Consider the following 25809-nt stretch of genomic DNA (forward strand, 5'->3'; position numbering starts at 1 on the left):
TGAAAAGTCTAAAAAGGTGGCCAAATTGTTTTATATTTAAGAACTGTCATAGATAAATTGGTTACAAAGCTGGATGGTATGCGGGTGGTTTTCAGCCTTATTTTACAAGCGCTTCAATTTTTGCTATGCTTACCAATCATCTTAATTAACCATACGCCAGAGTACGATGAATCGTTGCCCGATTTTTGTACGGAAATTGAATGCAGGTCTCTTGTTGGGTCGGATTAAGCGCAGAACAGCGGTTATTAGTTATGAGCCGTTCTCCATTTATAGTCGATTCTGGACATTGCTAAAGCATAGAGGATGATAGCAGTTCTACATCCTGATTACTCATTAAAATCTTAACCTTGTAGACACTGAGTGATGCGTAAAGTTTATGGGTATTTTTGGGTCTTTTTGGTGATACTGAGTGCCTGCGACTCGAAAAAAATGCAGGATTCAAAAACCGTTGAACAAACTGAAGTTCAGGTAATCCCGTATGATTTAACAGCGCCCGCCCAGCGGTTTACACTTCCCCCGGAGTTGGAGGAGGTTTCCGGTTTGTCGTATTATCAGCCGGGAAAATTGCTGTGCATTCAGGACGAAGTGGCCGTGGCTTACATCTTTGACCTGAAAAAAAAGCAGATTGCAGATTCTTCGGTATTTGGGAATTACGGCGATTTTGAGGGAATTGAGTGGGTGAAAAATGAAATTTTTACGCTAAAAAGTAACGGTGATTTATACCGTTTCAAGCCGTTTTCCAAAGAAATTGCCCGGATTCCGACTGATCTGCCGGGCAAAACGGAAGTTGAAGGACTAGCTTATGACTCCGAAAGCGACCGGCTCATGATTGCTGTAAAAGACGGTCCCAAAAAAGAGGAAAAAGCGGTTTATATGTACGACCTGAAATCCAAAGTGGTTTTTAAAGGGCTTGTTTTGAAAGAAAAAGCGCTGAAGGAAGCCGGGATCAAGGCGGACAAGTTTAAACCGTCTGGGCTGGCGGTTCATCCCAAAACCGGTGATTTTTATTTCATCACATCGGTGGGTAAAATGTTGGTTGTGGTCAATCGGAAGGGGCGGATCGTGGCGTCAACGCCCCTCGATCCCAGCTTGTTTCGCCAGCCCGAAGGCATTTGTTTTGCCCCCGATGGAACGCTTTACATCGCCAGCGAAGGAGATAAAAAAGCGGGATATATTCTGGAATTTGCCAACCTGCCTTAATTCCAATTAAGGGCAAAACCGATGATGAGTAAATCGTAAGAGAAATACAGCCGGAATACACTATTTGATTTCAATGTTTTCCATAACCGGTTGTGGATGAACAATGTAAACATCCAGAACGGCCAGTGGGCGGGCAAGATACTCACGAATCAGCGTCCGGAAGGAATAACCGCCGGGAATATCCTGGGCGGCAAAAGCGACGGCTTCAATGCCCTGATGATTGCCGATGTAAAGGGCGCGGGCGTTGTGGAAGTTCTGGGAGATGATGGTAATCTTATCCTGATTAAAGACCTGTTTGCAGCGAACCACCGAATCGAACGTTCGATAACCGGCATAATCGAGGGTCATGTCAGCTTCGGGGATACCCAGCCGAAGCAGCGCCTTTTTCATATCCGACGGTTCGTTGTAGTACTCGGAGTCGTTGTTGCCGCTCAGGATGATGTGCTTGATTTTTCCAACTTTCCACAAACGGGCCGTGGCCTCCATCCGATAGCGGAAAAACAGGTTTTCATTTCCACTTTTAACGGATTTGCTAGTCCCCAGCACCAAACCGACCTCGTTGGTGGGCAGCGAGTCGGTATCAAAATAAACCTGGCTCCGGGTACTGTACACGACCCAGAAATTACAAAGGAGCACAACGGTAACCCCCACAAAGGTAAGGATAATTCCCCCTTTGATCAGACGCTTCACCCGCGACACCCGAATGCGGTGTCTGGCTCGTTTGTAATTACCGGATTGCCGGCTGGTCGTGTACGGCATCGAATTCATCTCATGAGAACAAACCTAGCTGTTTCACCTTTTTCTCCGAACTAGTATCTTCGGTGACGGAAGTTTCATCCGTTGGTTCTTCGGGTTCCGGTTCCACAACGATTAAGTTAGGAGTTCCCGTTCTATTTTCCGCACTATCCCGCTCATTATTCCGTCGGGGTGCTAATAATTTTACTTCTTTCACCTTGGCGAATGGAAGTTTTGCACCCAGGGCTTTCCAACCCCGGATGTCGATGAAGCCTTCCGGCTCCAGTACCATTTTTTCAAGTGGCCCCCGCTCTTTTAGCTGGTGGGTAATCTCAAACCGTGGGTATTGATCCGCAGAAACCGCCAGCATCTTCGAGCCTTTTGTATCACCGATGAAACTGAATTTCTTGTCCTGCGTCGTCGTTTCAACCTTAAACCGCTTGATGTAATGCAGCTTCTGGTTGGCTTCGTAATACACCGCCGACAAAACCCGTTCGGGATCAAACTTTTCAAGCACCACAATTTCTGCCGGTTCGTACCGATTGGTCAGATTGTAGTTGGTCAACTCATACTGCCCATCTTTATAGACGACCAAAATGCTCATTCCGTTGTCGAAGTTGCCTAAATATTTTCCGCGCTCGTCGCGGTTCAGGCGACCCAGATGTTCGTCGTACCAGATGTCGACACCACCCAGCGTAGAAACGCCCCCAGATTTCAGGCTCACTTTCCGGACGGGGTATTTAGAAACGATGTTGCCCTGGGCGGCCCGGTTTTTGATCAGAACTTCCGCAAAATTGTAATCAAACTGCTTGATTTTGGCGGTGCTCTGAGCGGTCAGGTTGATGGTCACCACTTCGGCTTCGCCGTTGTCGTTGGCGGTAAACCATAATACTTTGGACTTCGGATTGCCCATCGTCAGGTCGTATTCCCGGTCGCGTGTGACGGCGGTAATGCAAAACCGTTTGGCCATGGTGATACCCGATTTACCGTCCAGATACAGCATGTTATAAACTTTCCGTTCATCGTTCTTCTTGAAAACGGAGCAGTAAATAATGTCCTTGCCGACGAATGTTTTATCCTGAATTTTGGTGACCAGGCATTTTCCATCGCGCCGGAACACAATGATATCGTCGATATCGGAGCAGTCGGAGACAAATTCGTCTTTCTTCAGACCGGTCCCGACAAAACCGCCTTCCCGGTCAACGTACAGCTTGGCATTGGCAGCGGCCACCACATTAGCCGCAATGGTATTGAATGCCCGGATTTCCGTTTTACGCTCCCGTCCTTTTCCGTATTTTTTCAATAACTCTTTGAAGTAACCGATGGCGTAACGCGTCAGGTTCTCCAGGTTGTCTTCAGTTTCGGCCAATTCCTGCTCCAGGCGTCGCATCAATTCTTCGGCCTTGAAACCGTCGTATTTGGAAATCCGTTTAATTCTAATTTCCGTCAGCCGAATCAGATCGTCTTCCGTGATTTCGCGGTAGAACTGCTTCTTGAACGGTTTCAGCCCTTTGTCAATAGTTTCCAGAACGGCCTCGAAGGTTTCGCACTCCTCGATTTTGCGATAGATGCGGTTTTCGATAAAAATCTTTTCGAGCGAACTGTACAGTAATTTTTCCAGAAGCTCCGACCGCCGGATTTGCAACTCGCGTTCCAGCAGCGAAACCGTCTGGTGGGTATTTATCGTTAAAATATCGTTGACTGAAACAAAATGCGGTTTGTCCCCGATAATGACGCAGGCATTCGGCGATACCGAAACCTCGCATTCCGTGAAGGCATACAAGGCATCAATGGTTATGTCGGGCGACACGCCGGTGGCGAGGTGAACGTGCACTTCCACATCTTTCGACGTGAGGTCCTCGACTTTCTTGATTTTTATTTTTCCGTCGTCATTGGCTTTGATGATGGAATCTTTGATGGAAGTAGTCGTAGTGCCGAACGGTATTTCGCGAATGATCAGCGTTTTCTTGTCGAACTCTTCGATTTTAGCCCGGATACGAACTTTACCGCCCCGGCTACCATCGTTGTAGTTGCTGACATCGATGAAACCGCCCGTCTGAAAGTCTGGGTAAAGGGTGACCGGTTTATCTTTTAGAATATTAATTGACCCCTCGATCAACTCGATAAAGTTGTGGGGTAAAATTTTGGTCGACAACCCAACGGCAATTCCTTCTACGCCCAACGCCAGCAGCAGCGGAAACTTAACGGGCAGCGTAACCGGCTCTTTTTTGCGTCCGTCATACGACAACTGCCACTCCGTGGTCTGCGGGTTGAAAATAACGTCGTTACCAAATTTGGACAAGCGCACTTCGATGTACCGCGGAGCCGCTGCCCCGTCACCGGTACGGATGTCGCCCCAGTTACCCTGGGTATCAAATACCAGGTTTTTCTGGCCAATCGTCGTCAGGGCATCGCCAATGGAAGCATCACCGTGTGGGTGGTACTGCATGGTTTGCCCGATGACGTTTGCAACTTTATTGAAACGCCCGTCGTCCATTTCTTTCAGGGCGTGCAAAATCCGGCGTTGTACCGGTTTCAGACCGTCTTCAACGGCCGGAACAGCCCTTTCAAGAATAACGTAGGATGCGTATTCTAAAAACCAGTTTTCATACAACCCCGACACTACGGTTTGTTGCTGTAGGGTTTCTTCATTTTGATCTTCCGGTAATTCAGTGGGGTCCAGAATTTCGCTCATTCGAATGGTTACGGATAAAAATCGATGGTAAATGCTATCGTTGGGAATAGGTCGGCGGGGAAAAAAGCTCCGTCGATAGCTCAATAAAGATACAACAGTTTTCGTAAAATAGTGCCTAAAATACGCTAAAAGGCGGTATTTAAAGCGAATAAAACCGTGTCTTCAGGTCGCCAGTTCAGAAATAAACAAAAGCGATGCCGATTTAAAAAGGTGGCGCTAGTGCGTTGGTAAAAAGAAGAATTGTAGCCATAGTTTACAAAAAATATGTAATACTTGTATTACAAATATAGTGAATTTTAAATAGAAAGCCATCTTTTTTCCGGCCTACTTGGAATCTGGGCTATTGCTCTTGCGGTCTGGCTGAAACAAAATTATGGCTGGTTTTGGGCAAAGATGAATGGCAATAACCGGCTAGTAGTCACACTTTTGGTATATACCTTATGGTGCGAAGAGTCCTTTCGTTCACGTTATCCCACCACGCAGGTCTATACGTTGGTCTTTTGTGGTGGATGCAGACACTCATTACGTTAAATTCTGGCTGAATACGGGCGGGCTTTGTGGCAGATAACGCACTTATTGCCCCTGGGCAGCCTATTTTGCAATGGAATTGATAACGGTTAGTAATTCGCTGATCATCATGGCAGTAGCGCCCCAGACCTTGAAGCCCTGTACCTGATAAAAGGGAGCGTCGATCACGGTGCCGCGCACCTCTACGGCATTTTCACCAATGATGCTTTCGTCCATCAGCTCATCCAGCTCAACCTCAACAACGTGCTCTACTTCGCGCGGGTCAGGGTAAAAGTCGGGGCGGTAGGGAAGTATGCCGACCACGGGCTGCACGTAAAAATTACTCGGTGGAATGTAGATTTCGGTGAGTTTGCCCAACACCTTTACATCCGTAACCCGAATACCGACTTCCTCCTGGGCTTCCCGCAGGGCCGTGCGGATCAGGTTCTCGTCGGTGCGTTCCATTCGCCCGCCCGGAAAGGCCATCTGCCCGGCATGAACGCCGTCGTACTGGGGCCGCAGAATCAACGGAACCAGGATGGAGCCTTTGTAGGGATAAAAAACGATTAGCACGGCACTCCGCCGGGTCCGTTCATTCGGTTGCATAGCCATGCGAAGTCGCGACCGCGAAGCCATTTTCAGGTGTGCTTCAACGCCGGGCAGCGGTTCAGCCAATCGCTCCTTCAGGGCGCTGGCAAAGCTATGAAACGAATGATCAGGCATAAAGTCTATACAGTTGTTCCGCACATTTCTCGCCATCCATGGCTGCGGAAACGATCCCACCGGCGTATCCTGCTCCCTCACTACAGGGGAAAAGCCGCTGAATTTGAACGTGTTCGAGGGTGTTGGGGAGACGCGGAATGCGAACGGGCGAAGAGGTGCGGCTTTCAACGCCGATCATCTGCGCATCGTTTGTGACGTAACCCCGCATTGATTTACCAAACTGCTGCAACCCGGCTTTCAGGGGCGCGGCAATGGTGTCGGGCAATACGGTTTGCATATCAACCGGTTTTAACCCGGGTTGGTACGAAGTCGGTAACAACCGGTTGGAAACCCGCCCGTTGACGTAATCAGAAACGCGTTGGGCCGGGGCGGTTTGGTTGCCGCCCGCCAGCAGACAGGCGCGCTGCTCGAGTTCTTTCTGGAATTGCAAACCGGCCAGTGGGCCGTACGCCCGGTAGTTCTTCAAATCGTTTTCGTGAATGGCCACCACCAGGCCGGAATTGGCGTATTTCGAATCCCGGCGCGAGGGTGACATCCCGTTCACGACCAGTTCGCCCGGTGCTGTTGCCGCCGGAACGATAAAACCGCCCGGACACATGCAAAAGGAAAATACGCCCCGTTCGATGCCTTTGTAGCGGGTTTGTGTCACCAGGCTGTAGGAAGCCGCCGGAAGGTAATCTCCGCGTTCGGGGCGGTGATATTGCAGCGCATCAATCAGGGATTGCTGGTGCTCGATCCGGACACCCATCGCAAACGGTTTGTTCTCGATTGTAACTCCTTTTTGGTGCAACAACTCAAACACGTCGCGGGCCGAATGCCCAGTGGCCAGAATGACACCCAGACCCGTCAGCAGTTCGCCCCGGTCCGTCACAACGCCCTTGATTTCGCTTTGCTCGATTACCAGATCGACCATGCGGGTATTGAAACGAACGTCGCCACCGGCTTCGATAATGCTTTGCCGAAGCGCCACCACCACTTCAGGTAATTTGTTGGTACCGATGTGCGGATGTGCATCCACCAGAATCTGGTCGGTGGCCCCATGAGCGACAAGAATTTCGAGAATCCGGCGCACATCACCGCGCTTCTTGGAGCGGGTATAGAGTTTACCGTCGGAATACGTACCGGCTCCGCCTTCGCCAAAGCAATAGTTGGATTCGGGGTTGACCAGGTGGTCTTTGTTAATGGCCGCCAGGTCGCGCCGACGCGCGCGCACGTCGCTGCCGCGTTCGAGAACGATCGGTTTCAGGCCCAGCTCAACCAGTCGCAAAGCCGCAAACAAACCGGCAGGCCCGGCCCCAACCACTATCACCTCACGGGCGCGGCTAACATCCGGAAAATGACGCTGATACGACAATAGTGGCCGTGGTTGTTCGTCGACGTAGACTTCGGCATCGACGTGTACTTTAACCTGCCGGGAACGGGCATCGATGGATTGCCGGAGTTTCCGAACAACGGGGCGATCCGGCTCTGCTTCAGTCAGCAAATCAGCCGGAAGGTGTAAGCGGTTATAAATTTCCCGCTCGAAAGCTGCATCATCAAAAGCAATGTCTGGTTCGAGGGTTAACGAAAGCGTATGAATCATAAATGAAATTTCCTACTCTCTCAACAATGGAGTGTGGTTCTGGGTTCGCCCCGGATTTCTTATATTATTTAGGTATTTTTTGGTAAAATTAGTCAATTCGGCGGATAAGTACGGATTCTGATTACAGACGTTCGTATTCCCGGCGTTGAAGCAATATATTTGAAGCCAAAAACGTATTGCCGGAACACCCCGCCCGGGAGACTTTAACCCCGTTTTTAATGAAAAAATTACTCTTCGTTTTTCTACTCAGTTCAGTGCATTTGGCCGCTCAGAAAACGGCTCCGCCCGCGCCCTACGGTGCCGTGCCGAGTCCGCAGCAGGTTGAGTGGCAGAAAATGGAATATTATATGTTCATCCACTTCGGGCCCAATACCTTTACCAACAAGGAATGGGGGCACGGTGATGAAGATCCGAAAGTATTCAACCCCACGCGGCTCGACGCCCGGCAGTGGGCCCGGACGGCCAAGGCGGCTGGTATGAAAGCCATCATCATTACGGCCAAGCACCATGACGGTTTTTGTTTATGGCCCAGCAAATTTAGTAAACATACGGTCCGGGAAAGCGCCTGGAAAAATGGCCAGGGCGATGTATTGCGGGAATTGTCCAACGCCTGTAAGGAATACGGACTGAAATTCGGGGTTTACCTCTCACCCTGGGACCGAAACCATCCGGCCTACGGAACCCCGGAGTATAACCAGATTTTTGCCAAAACGCTCGATGAGGTGCTGAGCAGCTACGGCGATGTGTTCGAGCAGTGGTTTGATGGGGCCAATGGGGAGGGTCCAAACGGAAAACGGCAGGAATATGACTGGGATTTGTTTCGGGGTGTGGTTTTCAAACACCAGCCCAAAGCTATCATTTTCAGTGATATAGGTCCGGGTTGCCGCTGGATGGGCAACGAGTCGGGAATTGCGGGCGAAACCAACTGGTCGACGCTCAATACCGACGGTTTTGGTATGGGGCACGCGGCTCCACCGACCCACGTTTTGAATACCGGAAATGAAAATGGCAAATACTGGATTCCGGCGGAAGTCGATGTGTCGATTCGGCCCGGTTGGTTTTATAGCCCCGATACCGACGACCGCGTAAAAACGCTGACGCATCTGATGAAAATTTACTATTCGTCGGTGGGCCGCAATGGGAATTTGTTGTTGAACGTTCCGGTGTCGCGCGAAGGATTGATTCATAAAAACGACTCAATCCGCCTGATGGAGTTCCGAAAAACTGTGGCCGAATCGTTCAAAACCAACCTGGCGTTGGGAAAAACCGTAACGGCTTCGGCCGCGCGCGGAAACGACAAGCGGTTTGCCGCCAGCAACCTGTCCGATGGTAAGTTCGATACGTATTGGACCACCGATGATGCCGTGCGAACCGGTTCGTTGGTCGTCGATCTGGGCAAACCGACGGAAATCAATCGGTTGGTGTTGCAGGAATATATTCCGCTGGGTCAGCGCGTTAAATCGTTTAAGGTAGAAGCCTGGAACGGGAAGCAGTTTGAAATCGTCGACCAGCAGACGACCATTGGTTACAAGCGAATTCTGGCGTTTCCGACCATTAAAACCGCGAAGGTGCGGGTAACGATTCTGGAATCCAACGCCTGCCCGGTTCTGTCAGAAATTGCGGTTTATAAAGCCCCCGAGTTGCTGTCTATTCCCGAAATCATACGTGACAAAAAAGGCCAGGTCACCATCTCGTCCGAAGTCGCCGATCCGGTGATTCGGTACACCACCGATGGCAGCGAACCAACCCTGGCATCGGCCCGTTACACAGCACCGTTCAACTACGGAAAAGGGGGAGTCGTCAAGGCCAAAGCGTTTATTAACAACGGGGCCGCATCCTCCGAAACCGTACTGGCCTCGTTTGATCTGGCTCCCGAAAAATGGTCGGTTGTAAGCAGTGATGAGCAGGCCGCTCGTTCGGCCGCCCGAGCTATTGATTCAAATCCAAAAACCGTCTGGCAAACCGCCCGGCAGGAGGGAGGAAAAAAACACCCGCACGAGCTGGTCATCAACCTGGGAGAGCCGTTGAACCTGAAAGGTTTTACCTACACACCCCGCCAGGACGGGCAGAATGGCGGCACAATTTACCAATATAGCTTTTACATAAGCGAAAACGGAACCGACTGGAAGCCGGTACTGGAGAAACAGTCATTTGCTAACATCCGGAATAACCCGGTGAAGCAGGAGGTTCCGTTTGCGACTCCGCAGAAAGCCCGTTTTATAAAGCTGGTTGCGCTCTCGTCGGTCAACGAAAACGAGAACTGGGCATCGGCGGGTGAAGTGGGCGTGCTGATCAATTAATGCCTAAATAATTGTAATTTAAGCCCGTCGGGGTCGGCTAGTTGGCCGCCCGACGGGTTTTTTAGTATGAAACAGCTAGCAATGGATTTTGAAGCGCCCGATTTCTATACCATCGACGAACTGCTGAGCGAGGACCAGAAACTGGTGCGGGCCTCCGTGCGGGATTTTGTAAACCGGGAGATTCTGCCCACGATTGAAGAATACGCCCAGCGAGCCGAGTTTCCGGCATCCATGCCCCGTAAGTTTGGTGACATCGGGGCGTTTGGACCAACTATTCCGGTGGAATACGGCGGAGGGGGGCTCGACGCCATTTCGTATGGGCTGATGATGCAGGAGATCGAACGGGGCGATTCGGCCCTGCGTTCCTGCGTGTCGGTGCAAAGTTCGCTGGTTATGTGGCCCATTTACGAGTACGGAACCGAAGAACAAAAGCAAAAGTACCTGCCGAAACTGGCGACGGGCGAATGGCTAGGCTGCTTTGGGTTGACCGAGCCCGACCACGGTTCCAACCCGGCTGGGATGCAAACCTCGTTCACGGAATTGGACGATCACTACCTGCTGAATGGCTCGAAGATGTGGATTACCAACTCGCCGGTGGCTGATCTGGCCGTAGTATGGGCCAAAAACGAGCAGGGCCGTGTGCGAGGATTGGTGGTCGAACGCGGAATAGACGGTTTTTCGGCGCCCGAAATTCACAATAAATGGTCGTTGCGGGCCAGTGCGACGGGTGAACTGGTGTTTCAGGACGTTAAAGTGCCGAAAGAGAATCTGCTGCCGGGGGCTGACGGGTTGAAAAGTCCGTTGCGGTGCCTGGATCAGGCTCGGTACGGCATTGCCTGGGGAGTAGTGGGTGCTGCAATGGCCTGCTATGATTCGACGCGTCGGTATGCACTGGAACGACAACAGTTTGGAAAGCCAATTGCCGCGTTTCAACTGGTGCAGAAAAAACTGGCCGAAATGCTGACGGAAATCACCAAGGCTCAACTGATTTGCTGGCGACTGGGCGTGTTGAAAAATGAAGGAAAAGCTACCACCGCTCAAATTTCGCTGGCCAAGCGGAACAACGTCGAAATGGCGCTCAAGGTGGTTCGGGAAGCCCGGCAGATCCACGGAGCAATGGGCATTTCGGGCGACTACCCCATCATGCGGCATCTCATGAATCTGGAGTCGGTTGTTACCTACGAAGGCACGCACGACATTCACTTACTAATCCTGGGCAACGAAATTACGGGACTAAGCGCTTTTAAATGAGGAGCGAAGAGCTGGCTGATGCACTCATCACTCTTCACGCTATTTCAGTTCGTCCAGGGTTTTCTTCATGGCTTCGACCTGTCGCTTTCGTTGCAGCACGGTTGGGGCGGCTACGCGCTCGCGGCAATCGAAAATACCGCAGCGCTCGCAGGCTTCGTTGACAATGCGCTGGGGAATGCCGGGGGCCAGCGGATTCAGAAATTTCATTTTACTGCGCAGGGTGTCTGTCATCTTGAAACACATCGACACGCTCATATTCTGTTGCAGATGCGGTTGGTACGACTGGGCGACCGACACAATGAAAAAGGTGTTGCCGGAATCAGCGTATGTCGACAGCTGCGCCTGGCAAAGGGCACCAACGTGGTTTTTATTCTTCTGCAAAAACGCTAGTTCCTGAAGAATTGTCAAGGCTACCCACCGGCGACAGTAGTGCTCATCCATCATGCTTTTGGGGCCTTGCTGACGGGTCAGGTGCATCTCCTTCGTCAGGTGAAAGTTGGTTTGCCCGGCGGTACTATTAAAGCGGTAAAAGAAGAGCTGATCGATGCCGAAATACTTGGGAAGCAGGTTGCTAAGTCGGTAGAAAAACGGTTCGGGGGTTACATTAAACGACTGGATGAGGTTCAGAAAGTCGTCGTTGTGCCAGGTTGGGCGGTCAAACAATGCCTGCAGGCGCGGAATCAGATCGGTCCGGCGAATCAGAATTGTCCCGGCAAAATAGGAAGCACGGTAGTTGTTCAGAATCTGCTCAAACGATTCTACCTCTACATAGGAGTACGTGTAGGGACGAATCTTGAGGGTGAGGTATTGGAAACCTACTTCTCGAGCCAGAATAAACGTTTTTTGTTCAACAGACAGGTGGCTGTTTAAATATAAAGTACTGGATTCCGGGCGAAAAACCGAGCGTAAACCGGCCAGTTCGGGACTGGTTTCCGGGTCGAAATGCTGAATGGTGTAGTTGTATCGGTTCCGCAGCAGGCTGGCCAGCAGTGCCTCGTCTACCCGGACGTGACCTGAAGCAAATTCCGTCAGAAACCGGTCGCCATCCTGCTCGATATCGTCAAAATAGTTATCGTGCATCTCCTGGTACGACCGCAATACCGCCATATAAAGCCGTTCGACGCTGACGTGGTAACTACGGCCAATGTTCATAACCGTCGAAATCATCGCGCTAACTTTCGCCGGGGCCTCGGCCAGAAGCTCGAGCAGGTCGGCAGGGTCGATGCCCAGTAATTCGAGTGGGATTTCGGTCAGAAACCGAGACCGAAGGAGGTCGGAAATTGGCTCTAACTTTTTATTAAGCTTGAGCGAAACCAGCGTGTCGTAATCAACGTCCATCGCCTTGGCCAGGGCGGCAATTTTATCCGTTTTTGGGTATTTACGTCCTTTCTCGATCTCGGTTATGTACGAAATGGAGAGCCCCGAAATCTGGGCCAGCTCGCTGATCGAGAGTCCTTTGTCCAACCGGATCTGTTTAAGTTTCAGGCCAAAAAGCAAGCGGATATGGTCAGTATAAACGGCCACAGGTGAACGGGTGTGAAGTGATGATGGAAGTAAAAATACCGCTAAAAACGTCGGTAAACAAAAAAGTCCACCCGGTAGCTCCTTGAACCGGGTGGACTTATAGGTTGGAAAGCAGTCTTAACGCTTCAGACCTTTGTAGGATTCATTCCATTGAGCAGTAGACGCTTTGGTAATCATGCTAACGGTTACATTACGCCCTTCAAACAAGCCCGTTCCGGTAAACTCTCCTTCGTAGCTTTTTCCATTGATAATCATGGTATTACGCGTCTTATTCATGGTAAATTGCGTGCCATTCAGTTTAACCATTTCTGTTTTGGCGCTAAAGCCTGGAAACTCGATGGTCATTCGAAGTTCGTTTGTAGCATCGCCTTTTGCAAAAGTAAGACTTGCTTTGCCACTGCCTTCGCCATATTCCGGGAAGCCCGCTAAAGCGGTCGTTGTCGTATAATCAACATCGTACGTACCAAGGTATTGCTCCCGGGGGTCGACATCTTCCGAGCCAGAACCGCCTTTTTTACAGGCTGAAATGCTCAATACGAGGATAAAAAGGGTGACGATTAGTCTCATTTGGGCCTTTGGGATTTTCATAAGTTGAAAGAAAATACGATTCATCTACGCTATACAACGAAAACGAACCGGCTTATGATATATTGCAGCAAACCAAAGGCCAGAAATGGGAGTATTTTAGGATTATTCCCCCAATTGTGAATAAAAACCTAGATTATTTTGAGTGCGGTTTCTGTTGACAACTGGGGGGAAGTGCTTATGAAAGCGTGGCGTCAACACTGATTGTGGTATTGAACAATTTTGAAATCGGGCAGTTTTTTTCCGCATCAGCCACCAACTCATCAAATTTCTCTTTCGAAATATCCGGAACGCTGGCCGTAACCGTTAGCTTCGAGCTGCTGATGCTGCCGCTGTTGGAATCGAGCGTAACGACGGCTTTGGTATCAATGGAACTGGCGGTGAAGCCGGCTTCCTGCAGATTGAAAGCTAACTTCATCGAAAAACAGCCCGCGTGAGCGGCTGCCACGAGTTCTTCGGGATTGGTGCCTACGCCGTCGGCAAACCGTGTATTGAACGAATATTGGGTATCGCTTAATACGGTGCTGGCGGTACTGACGGTTCCTTTGCCATCTTTTCCGGAACCTTCCCAGTGGGCGGTGGCATTGCGTTTGATTTCCATAATGTACGTGTGAATTTGAAGTTTAAGAGCGGGAAAGTAAGAAATGTTGGGCAGAGCCGGGCCATTTACTTAGTTTTTGGGAAAGAAAATAATACTGGGGTAAAAGCCGGGAGGATAAAGTCACGCTTTTCGGCGGAATGAATAGTCTGAACCGGGTTGTCTGAGCGTACTATGAGTGCGCTCCTTAAACCGGGCGAAAACTATGTATGCAACTACTCAAAAATTTATTTCAGGTAGGTGGAGATCTGAACGGCATCACGTTCGACCAACCGGGCGCGTTGTGGAACGACGCCAATTCGTATGTGCTGAAGACGGAAGAGGGGCTGATATTATTTGATTGTGGTTGTGGCGACACCCTCGACCAGATTTTTGCCAACATGCGCTACTGGGGGCTGTCGCCCGCCGATATCCGGTATTGTTTTTTGACTCACGCGCATTTTGACCACGCGGGCGGAGCACATTTGCTCAAAAAACAGGGCGTTCCGTTCATTGCCATTCAGGAAACCGCCGATGCGGTAGCTGCGGGCGACGAACGCTGTTGTGGCTATCTGTACCATAAAACCTTCATGCCTGTATTGGTTGACCGGGTCGTGTCTGACGGGCAGCAGCTAAAGGTGTTGGGAGTCGACATTGACGTGATGCACCTGCCGGGTCACAGCATGGGCTGTACGGCTTTTCTGTTTACCTGGGAGAGCAAGCGGGTTGTCATCAGCGGGGATGTAATCGGAACATTGCTGAGTGGCGACTTTGGCTGGAGCGGTTCCATCGATTTTGATAAGAAAATCTATACGGAATCACTCCGCCGGTTTGCAAAGGTAGACACGGACCTGATGTTGCCCGGGCACGGCATGGTTTACTTCCACAAACCCCGTCGTCGGGTGGAGCAGGCGCTGAATTCGGCCCTGATGCAATGGCGGTAATAGCGGAGCAGTAATAAAAAAGGGCGCATTCAGCGCCCTTTTCATTAGTGCCCCCCGCCGTACGAGGGTTTATCCAATTGCGGTTTGCCGTCCCGATTGCGGTTGGGGTGGGTTTCCCGGACATTGGCGCCCGTCTGGTCCTCATCGCCGTCCAGGTACCGATCTTCGATTTCTGTCGGCGAAATGTCCTGAATTTCTTCGTCGGGCAGTTGACTGCCGGGGCCGCTGGTTCCTTCTACAGACTGATTGGCCAATCCAGCCGGACTAATGGCTTGTTTGGCGTTGATTTCATTTTTCTTTTCCTCGTTCATACTTTTTAAAAAGTTTAGATACTGAGTGAATTTGACCATTTTAATTGTCCCTAGCGGTTGGTATAATCGTTTTCCATCTGGTTGGTCAAACCGCACGCATGACATCCCTTTTTTGCCTTCATCACATCCTTGGGCTGGTGAAAGGTAGTCTACGGTTTTACAAATCAGCTGGCAAAAGCTACTTGCTCACTTCTGATAAGAAAAAAACAGGCGGCTTTTTTACGTAACCGTTCGGAGCGGTATAGGTTATGGGGTTTGGTCAGAAAATAGCTAGTAATTTACTCTACGGCCGCAACAAAACAACGCGCTTGAAAACGTTCGAAACCAGGTTTTAGCTTCTATGAAACGGTTTGTAAACGGACAGACCTGCGGTTAAGGCGCAACAAAATGGCAGGCAATCGGCAGGATTGTTAGGAGGTGGTTGACCAGCGTACCCCGACCCACTTGCACCTGCAAGATCTGGGACCCCGTCTGGGCGACCCCGTCTGGTTGGCCGGGATGCAACTCTTCTGGATAGTCTTTACTGCCCGAATCCGGCAACTTTGCAGTAAGCCAAACGGAGTAAATTCAGCAGGAAACCTAACTTTATTCAGTTCGTGGTGTTATTCAGATATATAATGTCTGATGCGTAATGGATTAGAAATAAGAGCTTTATGCTGGATGTGCTCAGAAGTGATGAACTACTTTGGAAAACGTTTAAGGAAGGCCATGAAGAAGCCTTCGGAGAATTGTATAATCGGTATTTCAAAATTCTGTACAGCTACGGCAGCAAATTCACGCCCGACAAGGAACTGGTGCGGGACGGTATTCACGACCTGTTCATCGAATTATGGGAAAACCGCCATAACCTCCGGGAAACGACTTCCGTCAAATATTACCTTCTGAAAGCCATGCGATATACCATGATTGACCAGCTGAAAGCCAGACCGTGGCAGGTGGTGGATCAAAGCAACCAGGTGTCGGGTGGTTTTGATTTAGTTCCTCCGCACGAAGCTCACCTCATTGCCGAGCAACTGGACGAAGAACAGAAAGAGCGTATTCTGAAAGCGTTGAATACGCTGACGCAGCGTCAAAAAGAAGCGATCTACCTGAGGTTTTACAGCAATCTGTCTTACGAAGAAATTGCATCGATTTTGTCCATGAATGTGGACTCTTCCTACAATCTGATTTCCAGAGCGATTGGTGTTTTGCGGAAAAACATAACGCCCATTGGCCTGGCGTTGCTCCTGATCCGGTTCTATTAATCGACGATTTTGGGGAAATAATCATACTTTTTGAAAATATTTTCACTTTGCTGATGAGATCTGGTTCAATTCTCAGATTAGCCTAAAATGTACTGCTAATTCTGAAACTGAGCCTGATGAATTTTGAAAATTACTCCGCCGAGGACTTCGCGTTGAACCCCCTTTTTCAACAATGGGTTCGGCATCCGGATCCGGAAAATGACCGCTTCTGGCAGAATTGGCTTGCACAACACCCTGATAAACAAGGTCTCGTTAGTGAAGCCCGGCAAATTGTGGTACTTCTGAACTTCCGCGCCGATGAACCCACGCCAGCGGAACAAACCGCCGTCTGGAACCGGATCATGCAAACCCGCCAGCAAACCCAACGACCAAAAACCGTTGGCTGGCCGTTGCAGTCGTGGGGGCGCTGGGCTGCGGTACTGGCCGGAATCGCTTTGCTGGGAAGCTTGCTGTATTACCTCAACCGCCGGGCTGCTCCGCAGTATCATACCAACTTTGGTGAAACGCAGACGATAACCCTGCCCGACGGATCGCAGGTAACCCTGAACGCACATTCCACTCTCAAACTGGCAACAAACTGGCAGGGTGGCCAAACTCGGGAAGTCTGGCTAACGGGGGAAGCCTTTTTTCAGGTGGTCAAAAAAACGGTGCCGACACGCTTCGTTGTGCATACCGACGAACTGAATGTGGAAGTGATGGGCACCGCGTTTAATGTCGCCAGCCGGAAAGGAGCGACTCAGGTGGTGCTCAATTCAGGAAAAGTCAAACTGGATGTGGGTCAGGGAACAGTCCGGAAAAGCATCGTCATGGCACCCGGCGAACTGGTGGAAATTACCGGAAAACAGAAAAAACTCACCCGGCGGATGGTAGAACCGGAACGCTACAACGACTGGACAAACCAGCAGTGGATTCTGGAAAACACAACCCTAGAAGAGGTGACGACCCGTCTGGAAAATACGTTCGGATTAACCGTTACGTTTGACGATCCCGACATCGCGCAGGAACGAATGACGGGCGTGGTGCCCGCCGAAAACCTGGACGATCTGATCGACGCGCTTGCCACGACCAACAAACTCCAGATCACCCGCGATGGTGACCAGCTTCACATTAGTCGCTAAGTTCTTTTTCTATTCCTAACCATTAGCCAAGCATGAAATGAAAAACCGTTTCTCTTTGTCAACGGCCCGTTTAGGGCTGATTCTACTTCTGTTTGGGGGACCGGGGGCCGTCTTTGCGCAGGGCGTAGCACTCGCTCAACGACCCGGCCAGGACCGAAAACAAGCGGTATCGTCGACGCCCGCATCGAGTACGCAATCGTTAAAAGATGTTCTGAAACAGCTGGAAAATCGTTTCGGTGTTCGGTTTACTTACAATGAAAAAACGGTCGAAGGCCTCCAGGTTTTGCCCCCCGATGCGTCAGCGAGCGACCTGAACCGGCTGTTGACCCCTTTGCTCAAACCGGTTGGGCTGGCTTACAAGCGCTACAAAAAACCGAATAGCATTTATTTTATCTTTTCCATCAATGAGCCATCGGTTCGGCAAAAAAGCGCACCGGTTTTGGATGAAGAATCGACCACCAGCATACCTGCCGAACAATCGGCAATCAACCCCGTACTGCCCGAAGGTAAGGTAATTGCGGGTGAAAATGCGGTTCGTCCAGCCATTGAGTTTTCTGTCAAAGGTGTTGTGCGCAGCGAAACCAATGAAGGGCTGCCGGGGGTCAGCGTCGTTCTGAAAGGAACCACGACCGGTACGGTTACGGACGTGGATGGACGGTTTTCGCTGACAGTACCATCGGGAAGCAGTACGCTGGTTTTCTCCTACATCGGTTACACGCGGCAGGAAGTAGCAATCAACAACCGCTCGGTGGTTGACGTATCGCTCGTGCCGGACACCAAAGCCCTGGACGAAGTGGTGGTGGTGGGGTACGGCACCCAGCGGAAAAGCGAGGTTACCAGTGCCATCACCAGCGTCAAAGCCGCAGAACTGCTCCAAACACCGGCATCCAATCTGGCGCAGGGGTTGCAGGGACTGGTTGCGGGCTTGCAGGTTACCCAGAGCAACGCGGCCCCCGGTGGAGCCATCAGTATGCGGATTCGGGGCACTAATTCCATCAATGGCTCGTCTGAGCCGCTTTACATTATTGATGGGGTTCAGGTTCAGAACACGACCCAAAATATTCCGATCAATACCAACGGAGGGCGCCAGATTGTGGGCGGAAACGCCAACGAAACCAGTCCATTATCCAATCTGAATCCGAATGATATCGAATCGGTTGAGGTCTTGAAAGATGCTTCGGCGGCTGCTATTTACGGTTCTCAGGCGGCAAACGGCGTTGTGATTATCACCACCAAGCGGGGGAAAAGCGGAAAAAGCAAGATCAGTTACGAATCGTATGTTGGCCAGCAGCAGATTACCAAAACCATCCCGGTGTTGAATGGTACGCAGTTTGCCGAGTTGGAGAATGAAGTGTACCGAAACCCGAACCGGTTTCCAAGACCGGATTCCATTGGGGCCGGAACGGACTGGCAAAGCCTGATTTTTCGGAAGGCGAAGATTCAGAATCACCAGTTGACGGTATCGGGCGGCAATGAAAAAACGCAGTTGCTGGTTTCTTTTAATTATTTTAATCAGGACGGAATTGTAATCAACTCGTCGTTTGACCGGTATTCACTCCGGCTTAACCTTGATCACCAGGCCACAAAATGGCTCAAAATAGGAACCAGTACCCTGATGTCCCGGTCGATCAACCAGCGGATTCCGACGGGTTCGGTTGATCCCGACGGCGGTGGGTTGCTTAATTCGCTGGTCGGACTGGCCCTGGCAACCCCGCCGGTTTTGCGGGCGTACGATGATCGGGGGGATGTTCTGAATTTTGATCGGCAACTGCGGGGTATGTACCTGGATTTGAGGCATCCTTTGCAGTTTACCAAAATCCTCGATCAGCAGCAAACCAACACGATTGTGCCGAATGTTTACCTCGATTTCAGTCTGCTGAAAGGCTTGAAATACCGGGCCAATTTCAACGCCGTTATCACGGGCAGTCTGCTGGATTATTACTTTCCCATTGTGGCAGCCACGATTACGGATATTTCGGCCAATGGCGGGGGTGGTGGTTTTGCCATGAAGCAGAATCAGAATTACAACCGGCTGATGCACGAAAGTATTCTGAGCTACGACCGGGTTTTTGCTACTGATCACACGTTTCGGGGCATCGCCGGCTACAGTTACATTGTCAACAACAGCAACTACAATTATGCCACGGGCCAACGGTTTGCGTCCGATGCAACTTCCAACGAATCCATCGGCCTGGCACAGGTGCGCGATGCCCGCAGCAGCCGATCCAGAGACGAACTCGTGTCGTTCTTTGGCCGGCTTTCCTACAACTTTAAAGGCAAATATTTCATCGATTTCAACGGACGGGTGGATGGTTCGTCGAAATTTGGCCGGAATAATAAGTTTGCGTTCTTCCCGGCGGTTTCGGGGGCCTGGAATGTCACCGAAGAGGAGTTCCTGAAAAACAGCGCCATCGTTTCCAATCTAAAACTGCGGGCGAGTGCCGGACAAACCGGGAACCAGGGTGCCATTGGAGCCTATCAGTCGCTGGCCACCGTTGGATTGGGCCGCGACTATATTTTTAACGGCGTCAACATCGTTGGAACACAGCCAACCGGGGTGGCTAATCCGGATTTGAAATGGGAGAAAAGCACGCAGGTCAATGTGGGATTTGATCTGGATTTATTCAAGAATAAACTCTCACTGGTGATGGACGCGTATTCCAAACGCACCGAGGACCTGATTTTTGCCCGCAGCCTACCGCTGTCATCGGGGTATTCAACCGTATTTGGCAACTTTGCGTCCCTGCAAAACAAAGGGTTGGAGTTTGCCCTGAAAACCCACCCTGTTACTACCGAGAAGTTCAAATGGGATGTTTCGGCCAACATTGCCTTCAATCGTAACAAAGTCACGCGGTTGCAGGATGATCTGAAAAAATTTGACGTCAATTTTTATAACTCCCTGGTGGTAGGGCAGCCGATCGGGTTGTTCAGAACCTACGTGTTTGACGGTATTTACCAGAACGGAGAGACGATCCTGGAAGGCTCCGGCTCGCGGGTTGGGGGCGTGAAAGTAAAGGATGTGAACGGGGATGGCCGGATCAATGACGGCGACCTAGTACTGACCAATTCGGCACCGGACTTTACCTACGGTTTTTCGACGAATCTCCGGTTTAAAAGCTTTTACATGAATGCGTTGTTTTCGGGTGTTCACGGCAATAAAGTGCTCAACCTGGCGGCTTACCAGCTGGAAAATCCGCTGGGTATGCGCAACGCGCTGAGCGGCCTGGCGGATCGGTGGACGCCCGAAAATCCGAGTAACGAATACGTTCATGCCGGAACCAACCTGGCGCAGCGCATTCCGCTGACGGATCGGTACATTGAGGATGGGTCCTTTTTACGCGCCCGGAACATCACAATCGGTTACCAGTTTTCGCCGATCAAAGGGCTCTCTAACGCCAAAGTATACATCAGTGGTAACAATCTGTTTACCCTAACGCGTTACACCGGTTTCGATCCGGAAGTCAATTCGTTTGGTGGTTCCAACACGCTCGTCGGTGTTGATAACATCGTTTATCCCGTCTCCAAATCCTGGCTAATCGGGCTGCAGGTCGAATTCTGACACCAAACCGTTAAAAATCAAGATGGTAATGAAAAGATATAACCGATCCCTGTCCGTTACGCTCCTCAGTCTGCTGTTTACAGCATTGACGGGCTGCGATCTGGAAGAAACGGCTTTTTCCCAGATATACACCGACAATTATTATAAAAACTCGGCGGAGGTAGAATCCGCTCAAGTGGCGATGTACGGCAGTTTCTACGATCTGTACGGCGGGCATTATCCCTTGCTGGCCGAAACCGCCAGCGACCTCATGTTTCCCCGGAATGTGGTGGGCCGGGCTTCCATTACGCTTTACACGTACGAGCCTACCTATTCGGTGCAGACCGGTTTTGCGCGGGTTTTTGAGTCACCGATTCAACTTTGGCAGTCGGCGTACCAATGCGTCGAAAAAGCGAACTGGCTGCTGGAAAAAGCGCCCAACACGGATATGGATACCATACGACGCCGGGAGGTCATCGGGGAAGCCTATTTTTTGCGGGCGCTGATGCACTGGACACTGGCCAAGAACTTCGGTGAAATTCCGCTGAAAACCACCCCGACCAATACCATTGAAAAAGCGATCAATGCCAAAGCCCCCCTGCCGGAGGTTTATGCCCAGATTTACACCGATCTGAACCGGGCAACAGCCGCCTTACCCGATTACTCCGCTAGTCTGGTTTCTGGCAGAGCCAGCAAACAGGCGGCTATTTTATTGCACGCGAAAGCCGCACTCTACGGCGAAGACTGGCCCACGGCGCTGGCCAAGTCGAAGGAATTGATCAGTTCTGGCAGACATAGCCTGTTGCCCAATGTGCTGGATGTGTACGCCGTCGATAAAAAGGCCCTGGCTCGGGTGGAGAACATTTTTGCGGCTGAATCCAACGGTTTGGCAACTCCCAATAAATACACGGCGGTAGCCTGGCAGGTGGCTCCCCAAACCGGGGTGGGTGTTTATTCAAACGGCGCTTCCGGCGGTTTTTACATGTATCAGTCGTTTTACAATTCCTTTAACCCGGCTGATAAACGGCGGTTATTGCTGGACACCAGCTTTGTGTCTAGTTCAGGAACGGTGGTCCGGCAGTCGGCCATTGATACGCGCTTGCTTTCCAGAGACAGTCTGGTGGTACTCGGTAAATTTAAAGATCCGAAATCGATCGGGGCAGCCAACAGCAATAACATGCCAATTTTGCGCTACGCCGATGCGTTTCTGATTGCCGCCGAAGCCGAAGCGCGCCTGAATGGCGGCACCGCAGCTGCGTATGATTTCATCAACGTAATCCGCCGACGAGCCGGGATTCCGGACCTGACACCTGGCTTGGGCAAGGAGGCTTTCATCGATGCGGTGCTGCGGGAACGCGCCTGGGAGTTTTTTGGAGAGGGCGATCGCTGGTATGATCTCACCCGCACCGGCAAGTTTTTGACGGAAATCCCCAAAGCAAAAAATGCGGATTATCCGGAACGCAAACCGTTGCCCAGGCATAAACATTTCCCGATTCCTCAAGTAGAAATCAACGCGAATCCCAAGTTGCAGCAAAATCCAGACTGGCAATAAGCCAGGTCCAGGCCAACCGAAAACCCGTACGGAAGCACGCTTTCGTACGGGTTTTCGGTTTCAAATGTTTACTCGAATCAATCCGCTTGAGCGTCACCTTGGTTTATGAATTTTTTCAAGCCGTAACGATAAGAGGGGCACGTAGGTAATCCAGAAAATGCAAACGAAACAAAGAACAGGTCTATCCACCCTGAAATGAGAGTATTGTCGGTTAGTTCTTACGATTGGAGAACGTTCTTTTGAGATCGGTGAAGCCCTAAAATGGATCAAGAAACCAAACTCTAACTTTTGAACAATTCCAAGGATGGAAATTATTAAATGTGTTGCTAAGTGTGTAGGTTAGTCAATTGATTTGGCAAGACCGAATGATGTTCCGGGATATTGTGAACGAGTAGTCACAGAAGAAGGAAGCGAGAAGCGCTGGGCAAGTCAGCTCTGCTCTTGAAAAAAGTTTGCTTGAAGATCAACATACTACTCAATAAATACTGAAAAACTACCCCCCGATTACTAAGATTAGAATACAGTTGAATGGTTGTAAGCGGTTGATTTATAGAATATTATTCGGTTGCGGTATCAATTGTCCATGAAAAAAAGATTTGCCATTTTAGACGGTTTTAGGGGGCTTTTTGCGCTGCTTGTTGCTGTTTATCATTATGCTCCGGGCCCGGGTTATGTAGGGTATACCCGATTTGTGTCGCACTCATCTTACTTTACTGACTTTTTTTTTGTGCTGAGTGGGTTCGTCATCTATTACAATTACCAGAATTTACAGCCAAGCGGGATAGGGAAGTTTATGATAAAGCGGGTGATTCGTCTGTATCCGCTTCATTTTTTTATGCTTTTCGTCTTTCTGGGCGTTGAAGTATTCAAAATGCTATTGTTTGAATTCATACCGTTTGAGAATCCTCCCTTCGCTCGTAACGATCTTGCCGCGTTTATCAGCCATCTTTTCCTGATTCAATCCTACGGTATGCCCGTTTTCTGGGGCTCCTGGAATGCGCCCAGTTGGTCAATTAGTGCTGAGTTTTTTAGCTATATCGTGTTTTGTATTACCATCATTTTTATAAGAAAGAATAAGCCCAGTTATAAATTGATGGTTTATCTCATTCTTTCGGCTATAATGCTTCTGGCGATCTATTTAATTCATGGCGATCTGGATGTTAAAACGGAGCAGTTTGGCGTATTGCGGTGCGCCTATAGCTTTTTTATGGGCTGTATGGCTTGCATTTGCTATGAGCACATTAACCGCCGTAGCGTTGCCAGTAAAAGGCTTTTTTCAAAGCTGGAGATCATCTTTTTGATTATATCGGTCGGTTCGATTATGTATGTACCGATTCAGTACACGTTTTTAATTCCGATTTCATTTTTTATTACCATTCTGGTTTTTTCATTTGAAGCAGGCTTCTTATCCTCCATTTTAAATACGAAGATTTTTCATTACTTAGGAACATTGTCTTACTCCATTTATATGACGCATTATATGCTCATGTTTTTGTTTAAAATTGTCCTGATCAATATGCTAAAAACGCAAAATCCTTTGCTTTACGACTTAATGATCATTCCGTATTTAGCACTGATTATTGTTGTTGCCAACTTTACATACCATAATGTAGAAATAAAAGGCAAGCTGTTCCTGGAGAAAAAGATGAGCTTCAATCCGTATAAGGCGGATAAAGAACTAACCCACAACGTTTAATAAATTGCCTGGCATTTAAAATCTACTTACTACTCTACATTAACGCCGTTATTTTGCGTCTCTGAGCAGAGCAATGGTTTTCTTACTTAACTAACAACGTGTGGTTCAGTCGGTTGTAGCCCGTTGCCGCTTCCCAGGTATTCTCGTTGGCCAGCCGGATGCTGTACTCGGGGCGCTGGGCCAGCGACGGATAGGCATCCGGTAAGTTCATAAACACCTCGTAACGGCCAGAAGGCAATTCCTTAGGCAGTTGTAGCGACTCTTTCCACTGAATGTTTCCGCTGAACCATCGCCGGATGTCGGTCTGGCTGGTCAATACAGTTAGGGCACCGGTCGTCGAATGCCGTAGGATTAGCTGAAGCGGACGCGGATTGTACGGCGCAGCATACCCCTCGTTTTTTAAGTTGATCTGGCACGCAAGCGCCTGACCTGCCCGGGCAGAGGTGGGGAACAGAGCGTTTTCCAGGACTAGTCGATACCCCAGATTTCGGCGGATCTGCGCCATACAGCCACTGCTCTGCCAATCATTGTTGACGGTATTGTTGTAGGCCGCATTCAGGTAGCTGTAATGCATAGCCGCCATTTCCTGTTCGGCCCGGCCTGCGGGGGCGCAATCGTTCTGGGGGCTGAAGGTGTCGTCGCAGGTTTCGCCACCGACTGCGGTATAGCGGCTGTCCTGTTCAAAATACCGGCGAAGCACTTCATTGGCGGGGCCGCGTTTGGTCGATGAATTGCCGTAATCATAAAAGGTCCCGTAGTCGTCGGGGCTCGCCAGAAAGCAATCGTTATGAAACCCGATGCGGGCCACATTGGATTGGTCATACGCCATCTGGGCGGTCATACCCGGCAGGGTTACCGGCGCCTGCGGTCCATTGACAAACCGCTGTTTGATCTGCGGTGTACGGACCTGAACCATTCGGTCTTTGGGTAAGGCATCCAACAGCGCCCGCAATACCGCGTTCCGATCTTGCCAGCTACTGTCGGGAATGATACCGAGGTGGTTGAGCGAAGCATCGCCGAAGTGGTCCGTGTAGTAGTTTTCACCCCAGATACCGATAAACCCCATCTGCAACACCGCGATTATGTCGGCGTTTTTCTGCAACAACGGTTTGAGCTGGGCGATGTGTTGTAAAACAACCGGTTTGCTCGCGTCGCCGTAGGGAGGGCAAATTTTGTATTCGTCGACGCAGGTGCCGGAATGCGTCTTGTCAGTATATGAAAACCGTAGGATTAACTTGACGCCGGCTGAACGGGCGGTGTTGAAATCGTCCTGAATTTTTTGCAGAAAATCCGCATCGATGGGCGAGTCCTTAAAGCGTTCGAGTCGGTAAGCGCGGTAAATGAGGGAACAGAAAAATGAATAATTGGCGCTTTTGGGTTGTTGTGCTTCGTTCCGGTATTTCTGCAGAACGGTTTTATCAAGCGGAGTAAACTTTTCCGTGCTGGTGCCGAACGGCAGGTAAAATCCCCGCTCCGGATTGGGGAAATCCTGCGTACTTTCTTGATAGACAATTCGTTTGGTCTGGGCAAAACCGGGGGTTGGGAAAATAACTGCGGGCAGACTACTCAACAGCAGGATAAAAGCGTGGAACAACCGATTATTCACGGAGAGCTACGTTTAGGAGGGAGACGTTAACAAAGCGTGAATTTCGGGGTCTGTGCCCAGATTTACAATGGATAAAGTTGATTTTAAACCGGTCAGGTGATCCCTTCTGGGCCATCCTGTC

Annotated in this window: 18 protein-coding genes; 9 read left to right on the plus strand and 9 right to left on the minus strand. The window is 50.2% G+C overall.

Features of this window, described 5'->3' with window-relative positions:
• Positions 1-363 precede the first annotated feature (363 nt).
• Positions 364-1200, plus strand: a complete 837-nt coding sequence (locus ACYVH9_RS21705) for an SdiA-regulated domain-containing protein (protein WP_460638501.1) — start codon at positions 364-366, stop codon at positions 1198-1200.
• A gap of 60 nt (positions 1201-1260) precedes the next feature.
• Here the strand turns inward: ACYVH9_RS21705 and ACYVH9_RS21710 are convergent, their stop codons facing one another.
• From ACYVH9_RS21710 to ACYVH9_RS21725, 4 genes are all read right to left on the minus strand, one after another.
• Positions 1261-1968 carry a SanA/YdcF family protein gene (locus ACYVH9_RS21710; RefSeq protein ID WP_460638502.1) on the minus strand — a complete coding sequence of 236 codons (708 nt, stop codon included), beginning with the start codon at positions 1966-1968 and terminating at the stop codon, positions 1261-1263.
• 1 nt (position 1969) lies between these two features.
• Complete coding sequence (locus ACYVH9_RS21715; protein ID WP_460638503.1) at positions 1970-4630, minus strand: DNA gyrase/topoisomerase IV subunit A; 2661 nt, start codon at positions 4628-4630, stop codon at positions 1970-1972.
• A 591-nt stretch (positions 4631-5221) separates the two neighbouring features.
• The gene (locus tag ACYVH9_RS21720) at positions 5222-5860 is read right to left on the minus strand and encodes an NUDIX hydrolase (protein ID WP_460638504.1); all 639 of its coding nucleotides are present in this window, start codon (positions 5858-5860) and stop codon (positions 5222-5224) included.
• A complete protein-coding gene (locus tag ACYVH9_RS21725; protein ID WP_460638505.1) occupies positions 5853-7442 on the minus strand; it encodes an FAD-dependent protein in 1590 nt (529 codons plus the stop codon). The genes ACYVH9_RS21720 and ACYVH9_RS21725 overlap by 8 nt, the downstream gene beginning before the upstream one ends.
• A 218-nt stretch (positions 7443-7660) precedes the next feature.
• Between ACYVH9_RS21725 and ACYVH9_RS21730 the strand changes: the two genes are divergently transcribed.
• Both ACYVH9_RS21730 and ACYVH9_RS21735 read left to right on the plus strand, forming a co-directional pair.
• Complete coding sequence (locus ACYVH9_RS21730) at positions 7661-9742, plus strand: alpha-L-fucosidase (RefSeq protein ID WP_460638506.1); 2082 nt, start codon at positions 7661-7663, stop codon at positions 9740-9742.
• Positions 9743-9808: 66 nt separating this feature from the next.
• On the plus strand, positions 9809-10993 hold the full coding sequence (locus ACYVH9_RS21735) for an acyl-CoA dehydrogenase family protein (RefSeq protein ID WP_460638507.1): 1185 nt from the start codon (positions 9809-9811) through the stop codon (positions 10991-10993).
• A gap of 39 nt (positions 10994-11032) precedes the next feature.
• On the opposite strand, the gene ACYVH9_RS21740 is transcribed toward ACYVH9_RS21735, so the two are convergent.
• The 3 genes from ACYVH9_RS21740 to ACYVH9_RS21750 all read right to left on the minus strand — a co-directional run bounded on the left by ACYVH9_RS21740 (position 11033) and on the right by ACYVH9_RS21750 (position 13703).
• Complete coding sequence (locus ACYVH9_RS21740) at positions 11033-12517, minus strand: helix-turn-helix domain-containing protein (RefSeq protein WP_460638508.1); 1485 nt, start codon at positions 12515-12517, stop codon at positions 11033-11035.
• A 117-nt stretch (positions 12518-12634) separates the two neighbouring features.
• Complete coding sequence (locus ACYVH9_RS21745) at positions 12635-13129, minus strand: hypothetical protein (protein ID WP_460638509.1); 495 nt, start codon at positions 13127-13129, stop codon at positions 12635-12637.
• A gap of 151 nt (positions 13130-13280) precedes the next feature.
• Entirely contained in the window at positions 13281-13703 is a 423-nt protein-coding gene (locus tag ACYVH9_RS21750; RefSeq protein ID WP_460638510.1) for an OsmC family protein, read from the minus strand.
• Between the two features lie 206 nt (positions 13704-13909).
• On the opposite strand from ACYVH9_RS21750, the gene ACYVH9_RS21755 reads away from it, so the two are divergent.
• On the plus strand, positions 13910-14623 hold the full coding sequence (locus ACYVH9_RS21755; RefSeq protein WP_460638511.1) for an MBL fold metallo-hydrolase: 714 nt from the start codon (positions 13910-13912) through the stop codon (positions 14621-14623).
• A 44-nt stretch (positions 14624-14667) separates the two neighbouring features.
• On the opposite strand, the gene ACYVH9_RS21760 is transcribed toward ACYVH9_RS21755, so the two are convergent.
• Positions 14668-14934 (minus strand): hypothetical protein, encoded by a 267-nt coding sequence (locus tag ACYVH9_RS21760; protein WP_460638512.1) that lies wholly within the window; start codon positions 14932-14934, stop codon positions 14668-14670.
• A gap of 653 nt (positions 14935-15587) precedes the next feature.
• Between ACYVH9_RS21760 and ACYVH9_RS21765 the strand changes: the two genes are divergently transcribed.
• The 5 genes from ACYVH9_RS21765 to ACYVH9_RS21785 all read left to right on the plus strand — a co-directional run bounded on the left by ACYVH9_RS21765 (position 15588) and on the right by ACYVH9_RS21785 (position 24082).
• A complete protein-coding gene (locus ACYVH9_RS21765; RefSeq protein WP_460638513.1) occupies positions 15588-16178 on the plus strand; it encodes an RNA polymerase sigma factor in 591 nt (196 codons plus the stop codon).
• Between the two features lie 116 nt (positions 16179-16294).
• Positions 16295-17296: a FecR family protein gene (locus tag ACYVH9_RS21770; RefSeq protein ID WP_460638514.1), complete on the plus strand. Its 1002-nt coding sequence runs from the start codon at positions 16295-16297 to the stop codon at positions 17294-17296.
• A 37-nt stretch (positions 17297-17333) separates the two neighbouring features.
• On the plus strand, positions 17334-20855 hold the full coding sequence (locus ACYVH9_RS21775; RefSeq protein WP_460638515.1) for a SusC/RagA family TonB-linked outer membrane protein: 3522 nt from the start codon (positions 17334-17336) through the stop codon (positions 20853-20855).
• 28 nt (positions 20856-20883) lie between these two features.
• Positions 20884-22386: a RagB/SusD family nutrient uptake outer membrane protein gene (locus ACYVH9_RS21780; protein ID WP_460638516.1), complete on the plus strand. Its 1503-nt coding sequence runs from the start codon at positions 20884-20886 to the stop codon at positions 22384-22386.
• 583 nt (positions 22387-22969) lie between these two features.
• The gene (locus tag ACYVH9_RS21785; RefSeq protein WP_460638517.1) at positions 22970-24082 is read left to right on the plus strand and encodes an acyltransferase family protein; all 1113 of its coding nucleotides are present in this window, start codon (positions 22970-22972) and stop codon (positions 24080-24082) included.
• A gap of 82 nt (positions 24083-24164) precedes the next feature.
• Here ACYVH9_RS21785 and ACYVH9_RS21790 read toward each other — a convergent pair whose 3' ends face one another.
• Complete coding sequence (locus ACYVH9_RS21790; protein WP_460638518.1) at positions 24165-25688, minus strand: DUF4832 domain-containing protein; 1524 nt, start codon at positions 25686-25688, stop codon at positions 24165-24167.
• Positions 25689-25809: the final 121 nt, after the last annotated feature.

Source organism: Larkinella harenae, assembly GCF_054780515.1.